The following is a 16,986-nucleotide window of genomic DNA, read 5'->3' on the forward strand; positions in this document are numbered from 1 at the left end:
TGTACAAGTCTTCGCTGATCGCTCTCGCATTCGCCTGCACCTTCTTCGCGTTTCAAGCTGGTGCGCAGCCAGGGCCTGGGCCTGGGATGGGGGGAATGGGGGGCATGCAGCCGGGGATGGGTCCTGGCATGGGTCCTGGCATGGGTCCTGGCATGAGCGGTGGGCGTGGGGGCATGCGGTCGCCGGGCAACTGTCTGCGGGTGGGCGATCCGGAGCAATGCCTGGCGCGCCAGGAAGCGCATCGCCAGATGATGGCGGCGTGCAAGGACAGCTTCGGCCCGGCGCGTCGGCAATGCATGCTGGCCCAGGCGCAGAAAACCGACTGTAGTCAGGCGCACAACCCGCAGCAGTGCGAGGCGCGCAAACAGGCGTATGCCGCCTGTCGCGATCTCGCTGGTCCCCAATTCAAGCTGTGCGTGCAAGACCGCATGCCGCCAGTTGACTGCAGCCAGTCGATCGACCCGGCGCGCTGCGCGCTGCACCAGAAAGCACGCGAACAATGCCGCGACAAGATCGGCCCGGAGCACCGTCAGTGCTTGCGTGACGCTTTGGTCCCGGGCAAGTGACTGACGCCGGGCGACCGCGGGGCGTTCCGGCTGGCGGAGTTGTCGCGGCCTTCGCTCACGCGCTGCGCGCTGGCGTCGCGCCGATACCGGCAGCTGCCCAGCGCGCCAGCTTCTCGTCGAAGGCCAGCGTGTAAGCTGGGCTGCTCGAGGGAAGCACGGTCGTCGTGAAACCCCGCGCGGCGAACCAGGGAGCGAATCGGCCGGCCGTCTGTCCGTTGAAGCCGATGCGCTCGAGCTGCGGGGCGAGTTCGTCAAGGCGGGAGAAGTCGTTCGGCTCGCCGGCTTCGATCGCCGAGTCGAGTGCGCCCGTCCGGTAGCAACTGGCATAGACGTCCCAGACGCCGATGCCGTGTGCGAGCAGGCACGAACTTCGTTTCCGATAGTCGAGTTCGACCAGCGTTTCGCCGAGCAACGCGGCAAGCAGCTGCCAGAACTGATTTCTGCGATGCGCGTAATACTGCTGCGCGGCCAGCGAGGCCGGCGATGGGAAGCTGCCCAGGATCAGCGTCCGTATGCCGGCGTCGACGATCGGCGGCAGGCCGTGCAGGAGCTGCGGCCCGCCGTCGCCCATCAGCGGCCGCTGCCGAGCGAAAGGGCAAGCATCAGGTCGTTGATCCGCCGGACGAAACCGGCGGGGTCTTCGAGCGTTCCACCTTCGGCCAGGGTTGCCTGTTCGAGCAGCAGGTTCGCCCAGTCGGCGAAGCGCGTCTCTTCGTACTTGAGGCGCTGCACCGCCGGATGCGTCGGGTTGATCTCGAGAATCGGCTTGCTCGCCGGTGCCTGCTGCCCGGCTGCCTTCAATATGCGCTGCAAGTTGCCACCGATGTCGTATTCGTCGGCGACCAGACACGACGGCGAATCGGTCAGGCGATGGGTGACGCGCACATCTTTCACCTTCTCGCCCAGCGTGCTTTTCACCTTGTCGATCAGCTCCTTGTACTCGTCGGCGGCTTTCTCGGCGGCTTCCTTCTCGGCCGCTTCCTCGAGCTTGCCCAGGTCGAGCCCGCCTTTGGCGACCGACTGCAGCGGCTTCCCGTCGAACTCGGTGAGATTGCCGGTGACCCATTCGTCTACGCGTTCCGACAACAGCAGCACCTCGATTCCTTTCTTGCGGAAGATCTCCAGGTGCGGGCTGTGCTTGGCGGCGGTGAAGGTTTCCGCAGTGACGTAGTAGATCTTTTCCTGGCCTTCCTTCATGCGCGCGATGTAATCGGCGAGGGAGACCGTCTCGTCCGCAGTGTCGGCATGGGTCGAAGCGAAACGCAGCAGCTTGGCAATCCGCTCCTTGTTGGCAAAGTCTTCGCCGACGCCTTCCTTGAGGACGCGGCCGAACTCCTTCCAGAACTTGACGTACTTCTCCCGATCAGCAGCTTCATCGCTGTCGGCCAGCGCTTCGAGCATGCTGAGCACGCGCTTGACGCAACCCCCGCGTATCGTCTCGATGTCGCGCGACTGTTGCAGGATCTCGCGCGAAACATTGAGCGGCAGGTCGTTCGAGTCGACGACGCCACGCACGAAGCGCAGGTAGAGCGGCATCAGTTGCTCGGCATCGTCCATGATGAAAACGCGCCGCACGTAGAGCTTGATGCCGTGGCGGGCTGTCCGGTCGAACAGGTCGAAGGGCGCTTTCGACGGAATGTAGAGCAATTGCGTATATTCCTGCTTCCCCTCGACGCGCGCGTGGACGTGCGCCAGCGGGTCGTCAAAATCGTGCGCGACATGCTTGTAGAACTCCTTGTATTGCTCGTCGCTGATTTCAGATTTTGGGCGCGTCCACAGCGCTGACGCCTGGTTTACCGTCTCGTCCTCGTCGGTCTGCACCTGCTCCTTCTTCTCGTCGTTCCATTCTTCCTTTTTCATGACGATGGGCAGCGTGATGTGGTCCGAGTACTTTCGAATGATCGAGCGCAGCTTCCAGTTCGAGAGGAATTCATCCTCACCGTCACGCAGATGCAGCGTGACTTCGGTACCGCGCTGAGTGCGCTCGATCATTTCGACGGTGAAGTCGCCCTCGCCGGAAGACTCCCAGCGCACCGCCTGGCTGGCCTCCAGACCGGCTCGCCGGGAAATGACCGTGACCTTGTCGGCGACGATGTAGGACGAGTAGAAGCCAACACCGAACTGCCCGATCAGGTGTGCATCCTTCGCCTGGTCGCCGGTCAAGGCGGAGAAGAACTCGCGCGTACCCGACTTGGCGATCGTTCCCAGATGCTGCACGGCTTCGTCGCGCGACAGACCAATCCCGTTGTCAGTGATCGTCAGCGTGCGCGCTTCCTTGTCGAAGGCAACGCGGATCTTCAGATCGGCATCGTCGCCGTAGAGGTTCGCGTTGTTCAGCGCCTCGAAGCGCAGGCGGTCGCAGGCGTCGGAGGCATTTGAAATGAGCTCGCGCAGGAAAATTTCCTTGTTGCTGTAGAGCGAGTGGATCATCAGGTTGAGCAGTTGTTTGACTTCGGCCTGGAAACCGAGAGTTTCCTTTTGTGCACCCATGCAGAACTCCGTCAGGAACGTTGAAGAAAAGCGAACATGCTCGCAGCAGAAGCGACGCGGAGCAAGCATCAGACCGGGAAGTGGGGGCATCCGGGCGGATTTCAAGACCAGCGGAGAGCCGGCAAGGCCGTCCTCCGGGCGACCATACGACCCTGGGCGTGGCCTCGCGGGGTTCCTGTCAAAGCCGTCCTCACGCTTTGCGATGATCAGGTTTGACCCGGTTAGATCAACACGATATACTTGTCAGCGAGCCTCATGATGGTCCTGCATTCCTGCTCTACCATGCTCGTGGAATGCTTGTTGCGGGTGCATTGCCAAGCTTGCGGCAGATTACAAAAAAGGCTTTCGGGTCAGGTCGATGTCACTCAAGTACAGGCTGCTCCTTCTCGCGTTCGTCCCCCTTGTTTGCCTCATTTTCTTCGCCGGTCGCACCACGCTGGAGAGCACCTCGCGCGCACGGGAAATGGAGGATGTCGAAGATTTGGCCAGGCTGGCCGCGGCAATTGGCGCTCTGGTGCATGAGTTGCAGAAAGAGCGCGGGATGAGCGCCGGCTTCATTGGTAGCAAAGGAGCGAACTTCGGGAACGAGCTGTCGCAGCAGCGGAGCGAATCCGATGCCAGGAACGTGGGCTTCAATGGGAAGATGGCTGAGTTCAATGCCGGGCGTTTCGACCAGCGGCTGCAGAAGAATCTCGTCGAAGCCGCTCGCCTGCTTACCGAGCTGCCAGCTACCCGCCAGTCGGTTTCCGCCATGCGGATCAACGGATCAGAAGCGATCGCCTATTACAGCAAGACGATAGGTAGCCTGTTGGCGGTCGTCGGTCAGGCCCCATCGATGTCGAGTGAGCCCGATGTGGCACGCCTTGCCAGCGCCTACAACGCCTTGCTGCGCGGCAAGGAGTTTGCCGGAATCGAACGGGCAACCCTGTCGAATGTCTTTGGCGTTGACCGATTTGCACCCGAGATGTTTGTGCGATTCCTCGGCATTTCGGCAGCGCAGCAGACGTGGTTCGAGGTTTTTCAGCTTTATGCCGACGCGCCGCAGATGGCCTATTTTACTAGTCAGGTCAGTGGTCCGGCGGTCGAGGAGGTAGCCAGAATCAAACAGGCGGCGATCGAGAACGCGCAGAATCCCTCACTGGGCATGGACGCCAAGGCCTGGTTCGGCAGATCGACCGAACGGATCAACCTCCTCAAGAAGGTTGAAGACAGGCTGGCTGGCGACCTGGTCACCCTGGCCGCGGCACGCCGCGCGGCTGCACGCCTGATGATGCTGGCTTCGCTCGGACTGACGCTGCTGGCGGTTGGTTTGACGCTGCTCGTCGGCTATCGACTGATTCGGGACATCCTGCGCCAGATCGGTGGCGAGCCCAACTACGCCGCCCAGATTGCCCGCCGGATTGCCGACGGCGACCTGGCGCATGAGGTGTCGATCGCCGCCGCCGATACGACCAGCTTGCTTTCGGCAATGCAGGTCATGCATCGCAAGCTGGTGCATATTCTGGTCAGTATCGAGGAGAGCGGCCGCCATATGGGGCAGTCGGCCTTCCAGATTTCGACCATCTCGACCGATATCGCCGAGACCACACGTCTGGAAGAGAGCCGTTCGGCTGCGGTGGCTGACGCGACGCAGAGTCTCACGCAGATTGCCGGCGGGGTGAAGCAACAAGCCGAGACCGCCGCCGAGCGGACCCGTCAGGTCGAACGGCAGGCGCACGCAGGGGTGGGTGCCGTCGAAAGGAATATTGCCGAACTCGACAGCGTGACTGGCGAGGTTAGCCGCGCGGCCGATGAGGTGACCGAGCTCAGCCACGCGGCCGAAAAGATCACGCAGATCATCGAAGTGATTCGCGAAATCGCCGGGCAGACCAACCTGCTGGCACTCAATGCGGCAATCGAGGCAGCGCGCGCGGGCGAGCAGGGGCGCGGCTTTGCCGTGGTCGCGGACGAGGTGCGGAAGCTCGCCGAGCGAACCACATCGTCGTCGCTCAAGGTGGGCGAGATCGTCGACGAGATTGGCAGTCGCGTCCAGGATCTGCAAAAGGCGATGCAGGCGCTCGTTGCGCGCGTTGAGCGTAGCCAGCAGGTGGCTGGCGAAACGGCGATGGCGATCAACTCGATGGCCACTGGGGTATCCGAGGCGGCGCGCAGCAACGACGCAATCGCCAATGAAAGCCGCCGGCAGATGACGCAGATCGATCAACTCGGTGCATCGCTCAAACATCTGTTTGCCACGCTGGCGGAGAGCGCAGCCAAGGTCGAGGCGACGGCTCACATCGGCGTCGATCTGCATCAGGCGTCGTGCGACCTTAACGATCTGATGGCCGGCTTCAGCTTCAAGCGGCAGACAGCGATCGCGTCGGCGGCCAGCGACGAAAGGCGCGCCTATCCGCGCCTCGAGCGGGGCGTGTTGACCCGCGTCGAAACCGAGAGTGGAGCCAGTCTGGAGTGCCTGACGATGGATTTGAGCCTGACCGGGGCGCGTCTGGTCATGAGTCGCAGATTGCCCGAGAAGGCGCGCCTGCGCTTATCGGTCTTTCTGCCGCAGCCGGATCTTGATCTCTACCGGGAGCAGCAGCCGGTGGCGATCAACGCGCAGGTGCGCTGGCAGCGCGCTGAGGGCAGTCGCTTCCTGTGCGGCGTCGAATTCGACCGTCCGACGGCGAGCGAACTGGCCCAGATCAAGGCGATTTTCGCTTTTTACAACAAGTCCAGCGAGCACTGACCGGCGCCCAGCGCCAGTTCCCCACCGCGCGCAGCGGCGGATCGGCCGATGGGCCGGAGCAGCCCAGCGGCGGGTGCGCCGGGCAAGCGCCGGCTGGCCTGCGGCGACTCGCCTAAGCGACAGGCTCCTGGCCGACGGTGACGTCGTGCGGCGGCGAACGCAACCAGCGGTCGAGCTCTGCACGTGGCAGTGCGCGTCCATAGAGCCATCCCTGAACGGTGGTGCAACCGAGACGGCGCAGGACGGCAGCCTGTTCGGGCGTCTCGACGCCTTCGGCGACCGATTGGACCTTCAGGTCACCGGCCAGGCCGACAATCGTCTCCGCGTACAGGCCTCGTTTCTCCTGCGCGATTTCCTGGATGAAGGTGCGATCGATCTTCAGGCGATCGATTGGCAGGTTCTGCAGCTGCCCGAGCGACGAGAAGCCGGTGCCGAAATCGTCGATGGCGATGCGAACACCCATTTGCTTCAAGGCGTCGAGGCTCTGCCGCACGATCCTGGGCTCATCCATGGCGATGCTCTCGGTGATCTCAAGTTCGAGCAGCTCGGCCGGCATGCCGCTGTTTTTCAGGGCGCGCGCGACGTCGTCGACGAAGCCGGCCTTGCGGAACTGGCCGATGCTGACATTGACGGCCATCGTCAGCCCGGTGAAGCCTTGCTGAGCAAGCCGCATGTGTTCGGCGCAGGCCTGCTCAAGTACCCAGACGCCGATCTGTACGATCAGCCCGGAGTACTCGGCGAGCGGAATGAAAACATCTGGCGTCTGCGTGAAGCCCCCCTTCCCATTTGGCCAACGCACCAGGGCTTCCAGACCGGTGACTGCATGGCTGGCCAGCGCAACTTGCGGCTGGTACCAGACCTCCAGCTTGCCCGCCTGAAAATCCTGTCGTAGCTGGCGAAGGACTTCGACGCGCCAGCGGGTATTCTCCTCGAGCTCCGGCCGATAGTCCTCGTAGTGCGAGGAGAAGCTGCGTTTGGCCCGGTTGAGCGCGATACTGACGCGCTTAAGCAGCGTCAAACCGGTGGCGCTCTCTTCGATGTGGCGGCAAAGACCGATGCTCACAGTGATCGGTAGCTGATACTCGCCGACATCGAAAGGCTCATGGCAGAGAGTACCCAGATGATCGGCATTGACGACCGACGCTGGGCCCAGAACACCGAAAACATCGGCTCCGATGCGTGCCAGCCGACATCCCTTGCCCAGATGTTCGCGCAGGCGGGTGGCGAAGGCGATCAACAACAGGTCGCCGACATCCGGACCGAGGCCGTCGTTCAGATCGGCGAAGTGATCGATGTCGATCAAAGCGGCGACCACCTCGCTGCGTTCGCGCGCGGCGCTCTCAAGGTCGGCGATGTACTGCAGGCGGTTGGCAAGCCGCGTTACCTGATCTTCGAAGGCGAGGTCATGCAGTCGCTCGACCAGTTTGACGTTGCGGAAACACGCCGCGATGTTGGCAACGAACACTTCGAGCAGCGGGCGGTCCATGGCCGCCACGGCGTTGCCCGAGTCGACGAAGATCGCTGCTTCCTGATGGGGCGCGGCTTTCAGGTAAAGCACGGTATGGTCGGGAGCGAAGATGTGCTGGCGCTTGGCGACGCAGGCCTGGATGTTGCGTACAACGCGGCGGTCGGGCAATTCGTCGAGCGGTCGCGCGATGTAGGCCGCATGCCGGCCGGCAGCACCAACGACGTAGCATCTTTCGCCGTCGCCGCCGAAGGGCGCGCCGCGCTGACTGCAGACGATTCCGTCCAGGGGCAGTTTCAGCAAAGCGGCGAGCTGCGTCAGAATGCCCTCGGCGAGGTTGGTGATTGCGTGCTGCTCCATGAGATCGGCCGCCGCGCCAACGATCAGTTCCAGTCCGCGTCGGTGCTCGGCGAGTGCGTGCAACTGCTGGTACGAGCGGAGCGCTGCGCTGACCGTCGTGATCAGGCGCGTGTTGGTCAGCTCGGCCTTGGTCCGGTAGTCGTTGATGTCGTACTGCTGGATCACCGCCAGTTCGGGCGCATACCCCGGCTGTCCGGTGCGCAGCATGATCCGGCACTCGCTCAGGCGCAGCTCGTCACGAATGTAGCTGACCAGATCGAGCCCCGCACGTTCGGTTTCCATCACCACATCGAGCAGGGCTAGCGCGACGTCCGGGTGTGCGCACAACTCGCTGCGTCCCTGGCGGCTGTCGTAGGCGTGATACAGCTGCAAAGGCCGACCGAGAATGCGCAAATTGCCGAGGACGAAGCGCGTTACGGTGTGCACCTCCTCGTCGTCGTCGACCACCAGCAGCTTCCACGGCGGTGTGCTTCCCACCGCCGAAACGCCCGGGCTCGGCAGATCATCGCTCAGCAGGACCAGTTCATCGTCGATCATTTGGAGGCTCCAGAAAGGGGTTGGGCGGCCGGGCTGCGCGGCAGGACGATCGAGAAGCGGATTCCCCGTTGCTGCGGAGGGCAGACGGTAATCGTTCCGCCCAGAACTGCCGTGACCAGGTTGTAGGTGATGTAGAGCCCTAGACCGCTGCCGCCGCTACCCAGGCGTGTTGTGAAGAAGGGTTCGAAAATGCGGTTGTACAGCGCTTCCGGGATGCCGGTGCCGTTATCCGTGTACTCGATACGCACGTTGCCCGGGTCAGCTGGTGCTGCCTGGATGCGAATCGTCCCCGCCTCGATTCGGGCGAAGCCATGCGTAAGGGAGTTGTTGATCAGGTTGCACAGCACCTGCTCGAGAGGACCAGGGTAGCTGTCCATCTCCAGGCCGGCAGGGATGTCCAGTTCGATGCGATGCGCAGTCCTTTTGAACTGCGGCTGCAGCGTGGTGAGCATTTCATCGATCGTTTCGCGCAGGGAAAAACGGCGCCGGCGGGCACTCGTCTGGTCGACTGCCACTTCCTTGAAGTGCCCGATCAGGTCGGCCGCCCGGATTGCGTTGCGCTCGATCAGGTCTACGGCTTCACTGCAGCGGGTCTGGAAGCTGCTGACCTGCGAGCGGCGCAGCGCTCCCGAATCGACCGAGTGGCCGAAGGCCTTGACCTCTTCGACGAGGGCGGTGGACATCATGCGCACATTGCCCAGTGGAGTATTCAGTTCGTGTGCGACACCTGCGACAAGGTGGCCAAGTGCGGCAAGTTTCTCGGCCTGGACCAGTTGCTGCATCGCGTGACGCAGTTCGGCGGTGCGTTCCGCGACGAGTTCTTGCAGCTTTTCGCGATGCCGTTCGAGTTCCGCCTCCGCCCGCTTGCGCGTCGTAATATCCAGGATCGTCGTACTGCTTCCGACGTAAGCTCCAAGGTCGCTGCGGATCGCGCGCACGAAGGCGATCACATCGATGACTTCGCCCGACTTCCCGATGCAGCGTCGCTCGGCGACGAAATCCTCCTGTTCCCCGCGGATCAGCCGGTGCATGTCGGCAACGTCGATTTCGCGATCATCCGGATGCGTCAGGTCACTCAGGCGCATCCGGTGGATGATTTCTCCGCTCTCGTAGCCGACCATTCGGCAGAAAGCCGGGTTGACCTGGACGAGTCGCATGTCCGGGTCGGCAATGCCGATGCCGAACAGAGAGTTCTCGAAAACCGAGCGATAGAATGCCTCGCTGATGCGCAGGGCGCGTTCAGCCTCCTTGCGCTCGGAGATATCCAGAATGACGCCAATGATTCCCGCGACCTGGCTGTCGGAATTGAGGAAGGCCGCCTTGTGGAAAACCACGTCGTGAACAGTTCCGGCGGGATCGACCGTCTGACCCTCATAGGCCGCCGGGTGCGGTTGGTGGAACAGTTCAAGGTCCATCACGCGGTGGATTTCGGCCTCTTGCGTCGGCATCAGCTCCGAGGTTGTCTTGCCGACCACCTCGGAGCGCGTCCGCCCGATCGATTCGGCGAAAGCCTGGTTGCAGCCGAGATAGTGGCCGTTCGTGTCCTTGTAGAACACCGGGGCCGGAATGGCGTTGAGCAGCGTGTTGAGGAAGATGCTGTTCTCGCGCAGGGCCGCCTCGCTTTCCTTGCGCGCGGTAACGTCAGTATTGGTTCCGACCAGGCGCAATGCAGACCCGTCGGCCTCACGTTCGATCGCCTTGCCCCGGCTGTTGATCCATCGCCACAGACCGTTCTTGGCGCGCAGGCGAGCTTCAACGTTGATCTCGGGAACGAGGTTGGACAGATGCGCGCGAACCGTCGCCTCGGCCGACTCCAGGTCGTCCGGGTGCACGCGATCACGCCATGCTGAATAGCCAGCCGGGAACTCGCCGGGCTCGTAGCCCAGCATCGTATACCAGCGATCGCTGAAGAACATTTCCTCGGTCCGCACGTTCCAGTCCCACACGCCGTCGCTGGTCGCTTCGATGACCAGGCGCAGGCGTTTCTCGCTGGCGTCAAGCGCACGGTGCGTCTTCACGAGATCGGCTGCACGTGCCTCGGCCAGGCGCTCGAGTCCTTCGCGCAGGCGCTTCAGCTCGAGGTGGGTGTTCACCCGAGCCAGCACTTCGGCTGGTTCAAAGGGCTTCGTCACGTAGTCGACGCCGCCGACCGCGAAACCTTTCACCTTGTCGGCAGTGTCGTTCGACGCACTGATGAAGATGACCGGTATCGATTGCGTGTGCGGGTCGCTTTTCAGGCGCTCGCAGACGGTATGCCCATCCATCTCGGGCATCCGTACGTCGAGCAGGATCAGGTCCGGCGGTTTGGCTGCAGCCGAGCGTAGCGCCAGCGAACCGCTGGCCGCTGGCCGGACGCGATATCCCTGTTGACACAGCAAGTTGTCGAGTAGCCTGAGGTTGGCAGGTGTGTCGTCTACCAGCATGATTTCGGCTGCTGTACCGTTGAACATGGTAAATACCCTTTGCTGGAGGCAATTGCTCTTGTGGGGACCACTGTCTGTTGCGGGAGGTGGGCGCTCGTGCGCACCACCCGCGCTTGTCTAATGAAGCAGGAATGGGCCATCCTCAGCCTTGACCAGGTCCGCCAGAACACGGGTCTACCTACGGCAGGCCGGGCGCGAACTTTAGGCAAAGGCACAGAATCTGTTGGCCGTCAGCTTAGCTCAGATCGGGCCGCCAGCGGGGCTCGGCGTGCGATTGACGGTGGGGATTGGTGCACCGTTTTGGGGCAGGTGTTGTGTGGCGGGTCGGCAGCACCGTGGCTGCTGCGCCGGCAACTGGTGTATGGCGAGCGACCTAATGTCGGCGTGTCCATACTGAGGGCCTCAGCCAGTTGGTCGACACCAGACGCGCGCCGTGCGCGACGGCTCGTGCGAGCCTTGGGCGTCGTCCGGTCACCAGGGCAGCCAGCGCACTCGCTTCGGTGACGCACACCAGGCGAGCGGGAGCCAACAAGATTGGCGCGCCGAGTGTTGGACGCCGCCTCGCGGTCGAGCACAACGCTGCCTTGACCCGAACCGGGGGAGGAGAATCAAACAAGCGCGTTGATCAGCACGAGCGTCGACGGTGCAGGTCGGCGCCGTCACTCTCAACGATGCCAGGAAGCGGCAGCAATCGGGGCTTTTGGCGCGGTGGCTTGCACCATCGGCAACACGGGGTTGCCAGCCTGGCACAAACGCATTCTACCGACACGGTGAACACTGGCGGCGGCCGAGGTGACGCAGTCATCATAGCGCCCGGCGCCCGTCAGGGTGCCGGGTCAGCGCGAGAGGCATCACTCAGCCGTAAACGAGGTATAGTGACGTATGGGCAAAGCATCCGACCCGTCGCTTAGAAATGCGGTGGCGCTCACCTACGGGAAGACCGAAGCAGCGCCACGCGTCGTCGCCAAGGGGCGCGGTGTGCTCGCGGAACAGATCATTGCGCGTGCGCACGAGCACGGCGTCTATGTCCACGAGTCGCCCGAACTGGTGTCGCTGCTGATGCAGGTCGATCTCGACCAGCACATTCCGCCGCAGCTGTATCTGGCGGTGGCTGAGTTGCTTGCCTGGCTCTACCGGCTGGAGAGCGGCGAAGGGGGGCCGCCGCCGGCCTTCGTCGTCCCGCCGGAGCCCGCACCTGGCGTCTGATCGGCCGCTTGTTGCTGACCCGTACGGGAGCCGCGTTTTTGCATTAAACTGGCCGATGTTGTCGATGCCGGGGAACGCGATGGAAGAAATCGAAACCGATCAGGACGTGCAGACGCCGCTGCAGTTCGAGATCGAACAGCCCAAGGAATACGCCCAGTATCTGCTGCACGCGAAGGCGGAGGTGCTTGCCATTCTGCGCTCGCTGAGCCAACGTCGAGCCTTGATCAGCGCCTACTTCGATGAAGGCCGATCATTTCTGCTCACCTCCCTGCTGGCGATCGACGGCGACAACCTGATCCTGGAACTGGGCCGCGACGACGAGGTAAACCGCCAGGCGCTGGCCGCCGACCATATCGTTCTGACTGCCACGGTGGATAAGGTAAAGGTCCAGTTCACGCTGCCACGCCTGGTTGCGGCGCGTTACGGTGGGCGACCGGCTTTTGGTGCTGCTTTGCCCGACAAGGTTCTGCGCTTGCAGCGTCGCGAATTTTTTCGCCTCAGTACGCCGGTCGCTCGGCCGGTCAAATTCACCAGTTCGATCAAGCGGCCAGATCGCAGCGTGATGACGATCGAGGCGTCGCTGCTCGACATCAGCGGGGGCGGGGTCGGCCTGATGGCGACTCCGGCACTGGCCGCGCTGCTGCCGCGCGGCTGTGTCCTCGCCGACTGCAAGATGGCCTTGCCGGACGAAGGTTTGCTGGTCGCGAATCTGTGTGTGCGCAACAAGTATGAGGTGACGACGCGCGCCGGTTCGCGCTACGTGCGCATCGGTTGTGAGTTCATCGCCTTGCCCGGTGCACGGATGAGCATGGTGCAGCGCTACATCACGCGCGTCGAGCGCGAACGCAAGGCGCGACTGAGCGGGATGGCCTAGCTCGGGTAGCTTGCGGCTTGCCGCGGGTGCAGCGACGGCGCCGTCTTTGAGCGTTCGTGCTCGTAGACAGGCGCCGTTGTCGGCTTGCCGCCTAGAAGCCGATGGCGAGCAGCGTGTATCCGGCGATCACCGTTCCGACCAGCGCCAACCCATAGCAGACCAGTTTAGCGCCGACGCCAGCATGAATCCCGATGTCGTGCAGGCTGTGGAAGATGCGGTGTGCCGCGTGCCAGAGGAAGAGCGCAATGACGGCAAAGACGAAGCCCTTGCCGATCCAGTGCTGGACGAAGGCGAGAACGCGCGGATAGCTCAGCGTGTCTGCCGGCAGGAGCAGACCGAGCGGAATGGCGAGGCCGGTGATGAAGACCAGCATTGGGCCAAAGAGTGCCGACAGCATGCCGCCGGCACCGAACAGCGCCCAGAAGATCGGTGCGTTCGAGCGTTTCAGTGGGCGTTTCATCGTGCCATCCCCCATACCAGAGCGAGCAGCGCAAGGCTCGCGGCGGCGGCAGCCGCCAGACCACCGGCGGTGATTACCCAGCCGGCCAGCTTCTTGCCGCCGACGATGACCGGCGGCATCGTGCGCGGCATGATCTTGAACCATGTGTAGGTGTGGTAGCTGATCGCGACCAGTGCGAGCAGGTGAAAGAGGATTGCCCAGGACCCCTGTAGCGTCGCCAGCCAGGCGGTCCACGCAGCCTCGCCCTGCGCCAGGCGGAGCAGACCAATCAGCAGGACGGCGGCGTAGGCGGCGACGAAGAGGGCGGTTCCCTCATGAATCATATACTCCACGAAGTAGGGATTCTTCCGCCACCAGCCATCCATCGGGCGGACATAGGGGCGACGCTTATTCACTTGGCACCTCCCTTCGGCGAAAGGAATCGAAGAAAATAGTCGGCTGCGCTGTTGGTCTTGTTCTGATTGACCGCGTTGGCCGGGTCGACGTGCTTCGGGCAGACCTCGGAGCAGTAGCCGACGGCGGTGCAGTTGAAGACGCCTTCTTCCGAATTGATCAGTTCCATCCGTTCTGCCTTGCCGCCGTCGCGCGAGTCGACGTTGTAACGGTGCAGCAAAGCCGTTGCCGCCGGGCCGATAAAACTTGGGTTGAGGCCGAACTGCGGGCACGCAGCGTAGCACAGCAGGCAGTTGATGCATGAACTGAACTGCTCGTATTGAGCGAGTTGCTCGGGCGTCTGCAGATACTCTCCCTGCGCCGGCGTGCGCGGCTCCTTGGGAATGATGTAGGGCTGAATGCTTTCCAGCCTGTCGATGAAGCCCTCCATGCCGATGACCAGATCGCGCTCGATCGGGAAGTGCGCCAGCGCTTCAACGCGTACGCGCGCCGGGTAGTAGTCGCGCAGGAAGGTCTGGCACGAAAGGCTGGGGATGCCATTGATCATCATGCCGCAACTCCCGCAGATCGCCATCCGGCAAGACCAGCGAAAGCTCAGCGATCCGTCGAGATAATCCTTGATGTACTGCACGCCCTGGAGGACCGACATGTCGTCCGTGAAAGGGACTTCGAAGACCTGCGTATGCGGTGTCTTGTCCTTTTCCGGGTGATAGCGCAGCACTTCGATTTCTATCGTTTTCGGGTGTTCAGCCATGGGAAGCCTTCCTTTCCTGCTCAGCCTTTTCGCCGGCAGCACCATAAGCGCGCGTGCCCGGCTGCGATTTGGTGATCCTGACCGGCCCATAGTCGATGCGCGGTGCGCCGCCGGCGACGTAGTGGGCCTGCGAATGCTTGAGGAAGTTGACGTCGTCGCGTTGTTCGAAGCCGTCGAGCCGTTGATGTGCGCCGCGCGATTCGCGCCGGTTGATCGCCGAATAGGCCATCGCCTGCGCGACATCGAGTTGATACTCGAGTTCGATGGCGAGCAGCCAGTCGGTATTCCAGACGCTGGATTTGTCTTCGACGCGGACGTTCTTGAAGCGCTCCTTGAGTTCGTCGAGCTTGTCGCAGGTCTTCTGCATCGTCTCCGCCAGGCGGTAGATGCCGCAGCCGTCTTCCATCGTTTGTGCCATTTCCTTGCGCAGCGTCGCGATTCGCTCGTTGCCGCGCGTGTTCTGCCGGATGCCGAGCACTCGTTGCTCGACCGCCTGCGCCTGGGCGAGGACGCTGGCCGGCGCTGCTGGTGCGACCGAACTGGCAAAGCGGGCGGCTTCCTCGCCGGCAACACGACCGAAGACGAGCAACTCCGAGAGCGAATTCGAACCCAGCCGGTTGGCGCCGTGGATGCCGACGCTGGAGCACTCGCCGGCGGCGTAGAGGCCGGCGAGCGGCGACGCGCAGCGCCCGTCTACGAGGATGCCGCCCATCGTGTAGTGCACCGCCGGACGAACGGGAATCGGCGCCAGCGCCGGATCGACGCCGAGAAACTGCTCGGCCAGCTCGTAGATCTGCGGCAGCCGCTCGCGCAACTTCTCCTCACCCAGGTGGCGCAGGTCGAGGTGGACGACCGATCCGTGCGGCCCTTCGATAGTGCGCCCCTTCTGCTGTTCATACCAGAACGCCTGGCTCAGACGATCGCGTGGGCCGAGTTCCATCGCCTTGTTGCGCGGTGTCGGTTCGGCCGGACCGAGGCCGTAGTCCTGCAGATAGCGATAGCCGTCCTTGTTGAGCAGAAAGCCGCCTTCGCCGCGGCACGCTTCGGTAAACAGTAGTCCTGTTCCAGGCATGCACGTCGGGTGATACTGCACGAATTCCATGTCGCGCAGGGGCACGCCGTGCCGGTAGGCGAGGGCCATCCCGTCGCCGGTCACGACGCCGCCATTGGTGTTCTCGCGGAAGACGCGACCGGCGCCACCGGTGGCGATGACCACGGCGCGGCCTTCGACCAGGGTGAACTCGCCGGATGCGATCTCGATGGCGACGACGCCGGCGATCCGCTTATCCTCGACGATCAGATCGACACAGAAGTGTTCGTCGAAACGCTTGATCGACGGATACTTGATCGAGGTCTGGAAGAGCGTGTGCAGCATGTGAAAGCCGGTCTTGTCGGCGGCAAACCAGGTCCGTTCGATCTTCATTCCGCCGAAGGCGCGGACATTGACGTGCCCGTCTTCCGTCCGGCTCCACGGACAGCCCCAATGCTCGAGCTGGGTAAGCTCTTCGGTACAGCGGGAGACGAAGTATTCGACCACATCCTGTTCGCACAGCCAGTCGCCACCATGCACGGTGTCGTTGAAGTGGTAGTCGAGGCTGTCGCTGGCCTTCTTGACCCCGGCTGAACCGCCTTCGGCGGCCACCGTGTGGCTGCGCATCGGATAGACTTTGGAGACGAGGGCGATTTTCAGGGCCGGGTCTGCTTCGGCGACGGCAATCGCTGCGCGCAGGCCGGCGCCTCCTCCCCCGACAATGATTACGTCTGCTTTGTATATCTCCACGTATGCTCCTTTCTCGCACCCACTGGTACGGGGCGCGATGACATCAGACAAAGCCCGCCGGGGTTCCGGAATCGGCTCCGGGTGCCTGGGCGGAACGTGTGGTCACATCTAAGGCAGCTTCCCGCTACGATTCTACCGAGTGTTGTCGGCAACTCAAGTGCGGGTCAGTGTCAACATCTGGTAGAGGCCGCCAAAGAAGCGCTGCCTGCTCGCGACAACGAAGCCGCCGGCCTTCGGCAGCCAGGCATCGATCTCCTCGCGAAACAGGTCGCAGGCAAAGGGTTCGAGTCGGTCGAGTACCGGCATCCAGAAATAGCGCAGCGGGTTGTAGCGGCTCGGCGCCGCATAGTCCACGATGACCAGTCGCCCGCCGGGTCGCAGAACGCGCAGGGCCTCGGCCAGCGTCTTCTCGCGGACCGCCTGCGGCTGTTCGTGCAGGAGAAAGAAGAGCAACGCCTGATCGAAACTCGCCTCGTCGAAACCCAAGGCTGCCGAATCCATGCAATGGAGTTTGATCGGCAAGTCGCGCGCCAGCTTGCCGGCCAGGTTTTCCAACTGGATGGGCAGGATGTCGGCGACTTCCAGAAAACCGCCAGGGGTCACGCAGTTCGCCAGCCGCGGCGTCAGATCGCCATAGGCACAGGCGATCTGCAGCGTTCGGCCGGGCAGGTGGTGGCCATAGGCGTCCAGCACGGCCTCACACAGGCGGCCGTAGTTTCCCCAGAGGATGAGGTTGACCAGCCACTGGCGCTCGAAGAAGTGCACCGCGCGCGGATGAATGTAAGCCCACCAGTAGTGCGCCTGCAGATACTGGGGAACCGCCGGCGGGCCTTTGCTGACCGCGACGCATGTCGCGCCCGGTCGATCGGTGAGGTTTTTCATGTTGAAAAGTTGACGTTCTTACGTTCAGCGGAGCGCCGCACGAGCGTCCGGTCCCGACCGCAGTTTCCCCA

The 16,986-nt window shown here is 63.0% G+C and carries 13 protein-coding genes; 4 read left to right on the forward strand and 9 right to left on the reverse strand.

Features of this window, described 5'->3' with window-relative positions:
* A partial coding sequence (locus tag RKP46_RS01535; RefSeq protein ID WP_311104998.1) for a hypothetical protein occupies positions 1-566 on the forward strand: 566 nt, incomplete at its 5' end.
* Between the two features lie 55 nt (positions 567-621).
* Here the strand turns inward: RKP46_RS01535 and RKP46_RS01540 are convergent.
* Both RKP46_RS01540 and htpG read right to left on the reverse strand, forming a co-directional pair.
* On the reverse strand, positions 622-1,137 hold the full coding sequence (locus tag RKP46_RS01540; protein ID WP_311104999.1) for a DNA-deoxyinosine glycosylase: 516 nt from the start codon (positions 1,135-1,137) through the stop codon (positions 622-624).
* The gene (htpG, locus tag RKP46_RS01545; protein WP_311105000.1) at positions 1,137-3,056 is read right to left on the reverse strand and encodes a molecular chaperone HtpG; all 1,920 of its coding nucleotides are present in this window, start codon (positions 3,054-3,056) and stop codon (positions 1,137-1,139) included. The genes RKP46_RS01540 and htpG overlap by 1 nt, the downstream gene beginning before the upstream one ends.
* A 358-nt stretch (positions 3,057-3,414) precedes the next feature.
* Between htpG and RKP46_RS01550 the strand changes: the two genes are divergently transcribed.
* A complete protein-coding gene (locus tag RKP46_RS01550; protein WP_311105001.1) occupies positions 3,415-5,781 on the forward strand; it encodes a nitrate- and nitrite sensing domain-containing protein in 2,367 nt (788 codons plus the stop codon).
* 112 nt (positions 5,782-5,893) lie between these two features.
* Here the strand turns inward: RKP46_RS01550 and RKP46_RS01555 are convergent, their stop codons facing one another.
* Together RKP46_RS01555 and RKP46_RS01560 are read right to left on the reverse strand one after the other, a co-directional pair.
* Positions 5,894-8,143 (reverse strand): EAL domain-containing protein, encoded by a 2,250-nt coding sequence (locus RKP46_RS01555; protein ID WP_311105002.1) that lies wholly within the window; start codon positions 8,141-8,143, stop codon positions 5,894-5,896.
* Positions 8,140-10,593 (reverse strand): PAS domain S-box protein, encoded by a 2,454-nt coding sequence (locus RKP46_RS01560; RefSeq protein WP_311105003.1) that lies wholly within the window; start codon positions 10,591-10,593, stop codon positions 8,140-8,142. The genes RKP46_RS01555 and RKP46_RS01560 overlap by 4 nt, the downstream gene beginning before the upstream one ends.
* Before the next feature lie 855 nt (positions 10,594-11,448).
* Here RKP46_RS01560 and RKP46_RS01565 point away from each other — a divergent pair.
* Both RKP46_RS01565 and RKP46_RS01570 read left to right on the forward strand, forming a co-directional pair.
* Complete coding sequence (locus RKP46_RS01565) at positions 11,449-11,772, forward strand: EscU/YscU/HrcU family type III secretion system export apparatus switch protein (RefSeq protein WP_311105004.1); 324 nt, start codon at positions 11,449-11,451, stop codon at positions 11,770-11,772.
* 79 nt (positions 11,773-11,851) lie between these two features.
* On the forward strand, positions 11,852-12,646 hold the full coding sequence (locus RKP46_RS01570; protein ID WP_311105005.1) for a flagellar brake protein: 795 nt from the start codon (positions 11,852-11,854) through the stop codon (positions 12,644-12,646).
* Between the two features lie 91 nt (positions 12,647-12,737).
* On the opposite strand, the gene frdD is transcribed toward RKP46_RS01570, so the two are convergent.
* From frdD to rquA, 5 genes are all read right to left on the reverse strand, one after another.
* The gene (gene frdD, locus RKP46_RS01575; RefSeq protein WP_311105006.1) at positions 12,738-13,106 is read right to left on the reverse strand and encodes a fumarate reductase subunit FrdD; all 369 of its coding nucleotides are present in this window, start codon (positions 13,104-13,106) and stop codon (positions 12,738-12,740) included.
* Positions 13,103-13,501, reverse strand: a complete 399-nt coding sequence (locus RKP46_RS01580) for a fumarate reductase subunit C (RefSeq protein WP_311105007.1) — start codon at positions 13,499-13,501, stop codon at positions 13,103-13,105. Before RKP46_RS01580 ends, frdD begins: the two co-directional genes overlap by 4 nt.
* Positions 13,498-14,253, reverse strand: a complete 756-nt coding sequence (locus RKP46_RS01585; protein WP_311105008.1) for a succinate dehydrogenase/fumarate reductase iron-sulfur subunit — start codon at positions 14,251-14,253, stop codon at positions 13,498-13,500. Before RKP46_RS01585 ends, RKP46_RS01580 begins: the two co-directional genes overlap by 4 nt.
* Positions 14,246-16,033 (reverse strand): fumarate reductase (quinol) flavoprotein subunit, encoded by a 1,788-nt coding sequence (gene frdA, locus RKP46_RS01590; RefSeq protein ID WP_311105009.1) that lies wholly within the window; start codon positions 16,031-16,033, stop codon positions 14,246-14,248. Before frdA ends, RKP46_RS01585 begins: the two co-directional genes overlap by 8 nt.
* Positions 16,034-16,186: 153 nt before the next feature.
* Positions 16,187-16,915, reverse strand: a complete 729-nt coding sequence (gene rquA / locus RKP46_RS01595; protein ID WP_311105010.1) for a rhodoquinone biosynthesis methyltransferase RquA — start codon at positions 16,913-16,915, stop codon at positions 16,187-16,189.
* Between the last annotated feature and the right edge of the window lie 71 nt (positions 16,916-16,986).

This window comes from Accumulibacter sp., from assembly GCF_031732815.1.
Classification (GTDB): Bacteria; Pseudomonadota; Gammaproteobacteria; order Burkholderiales; family Rhodocyclaceae; genus Accumulibacter.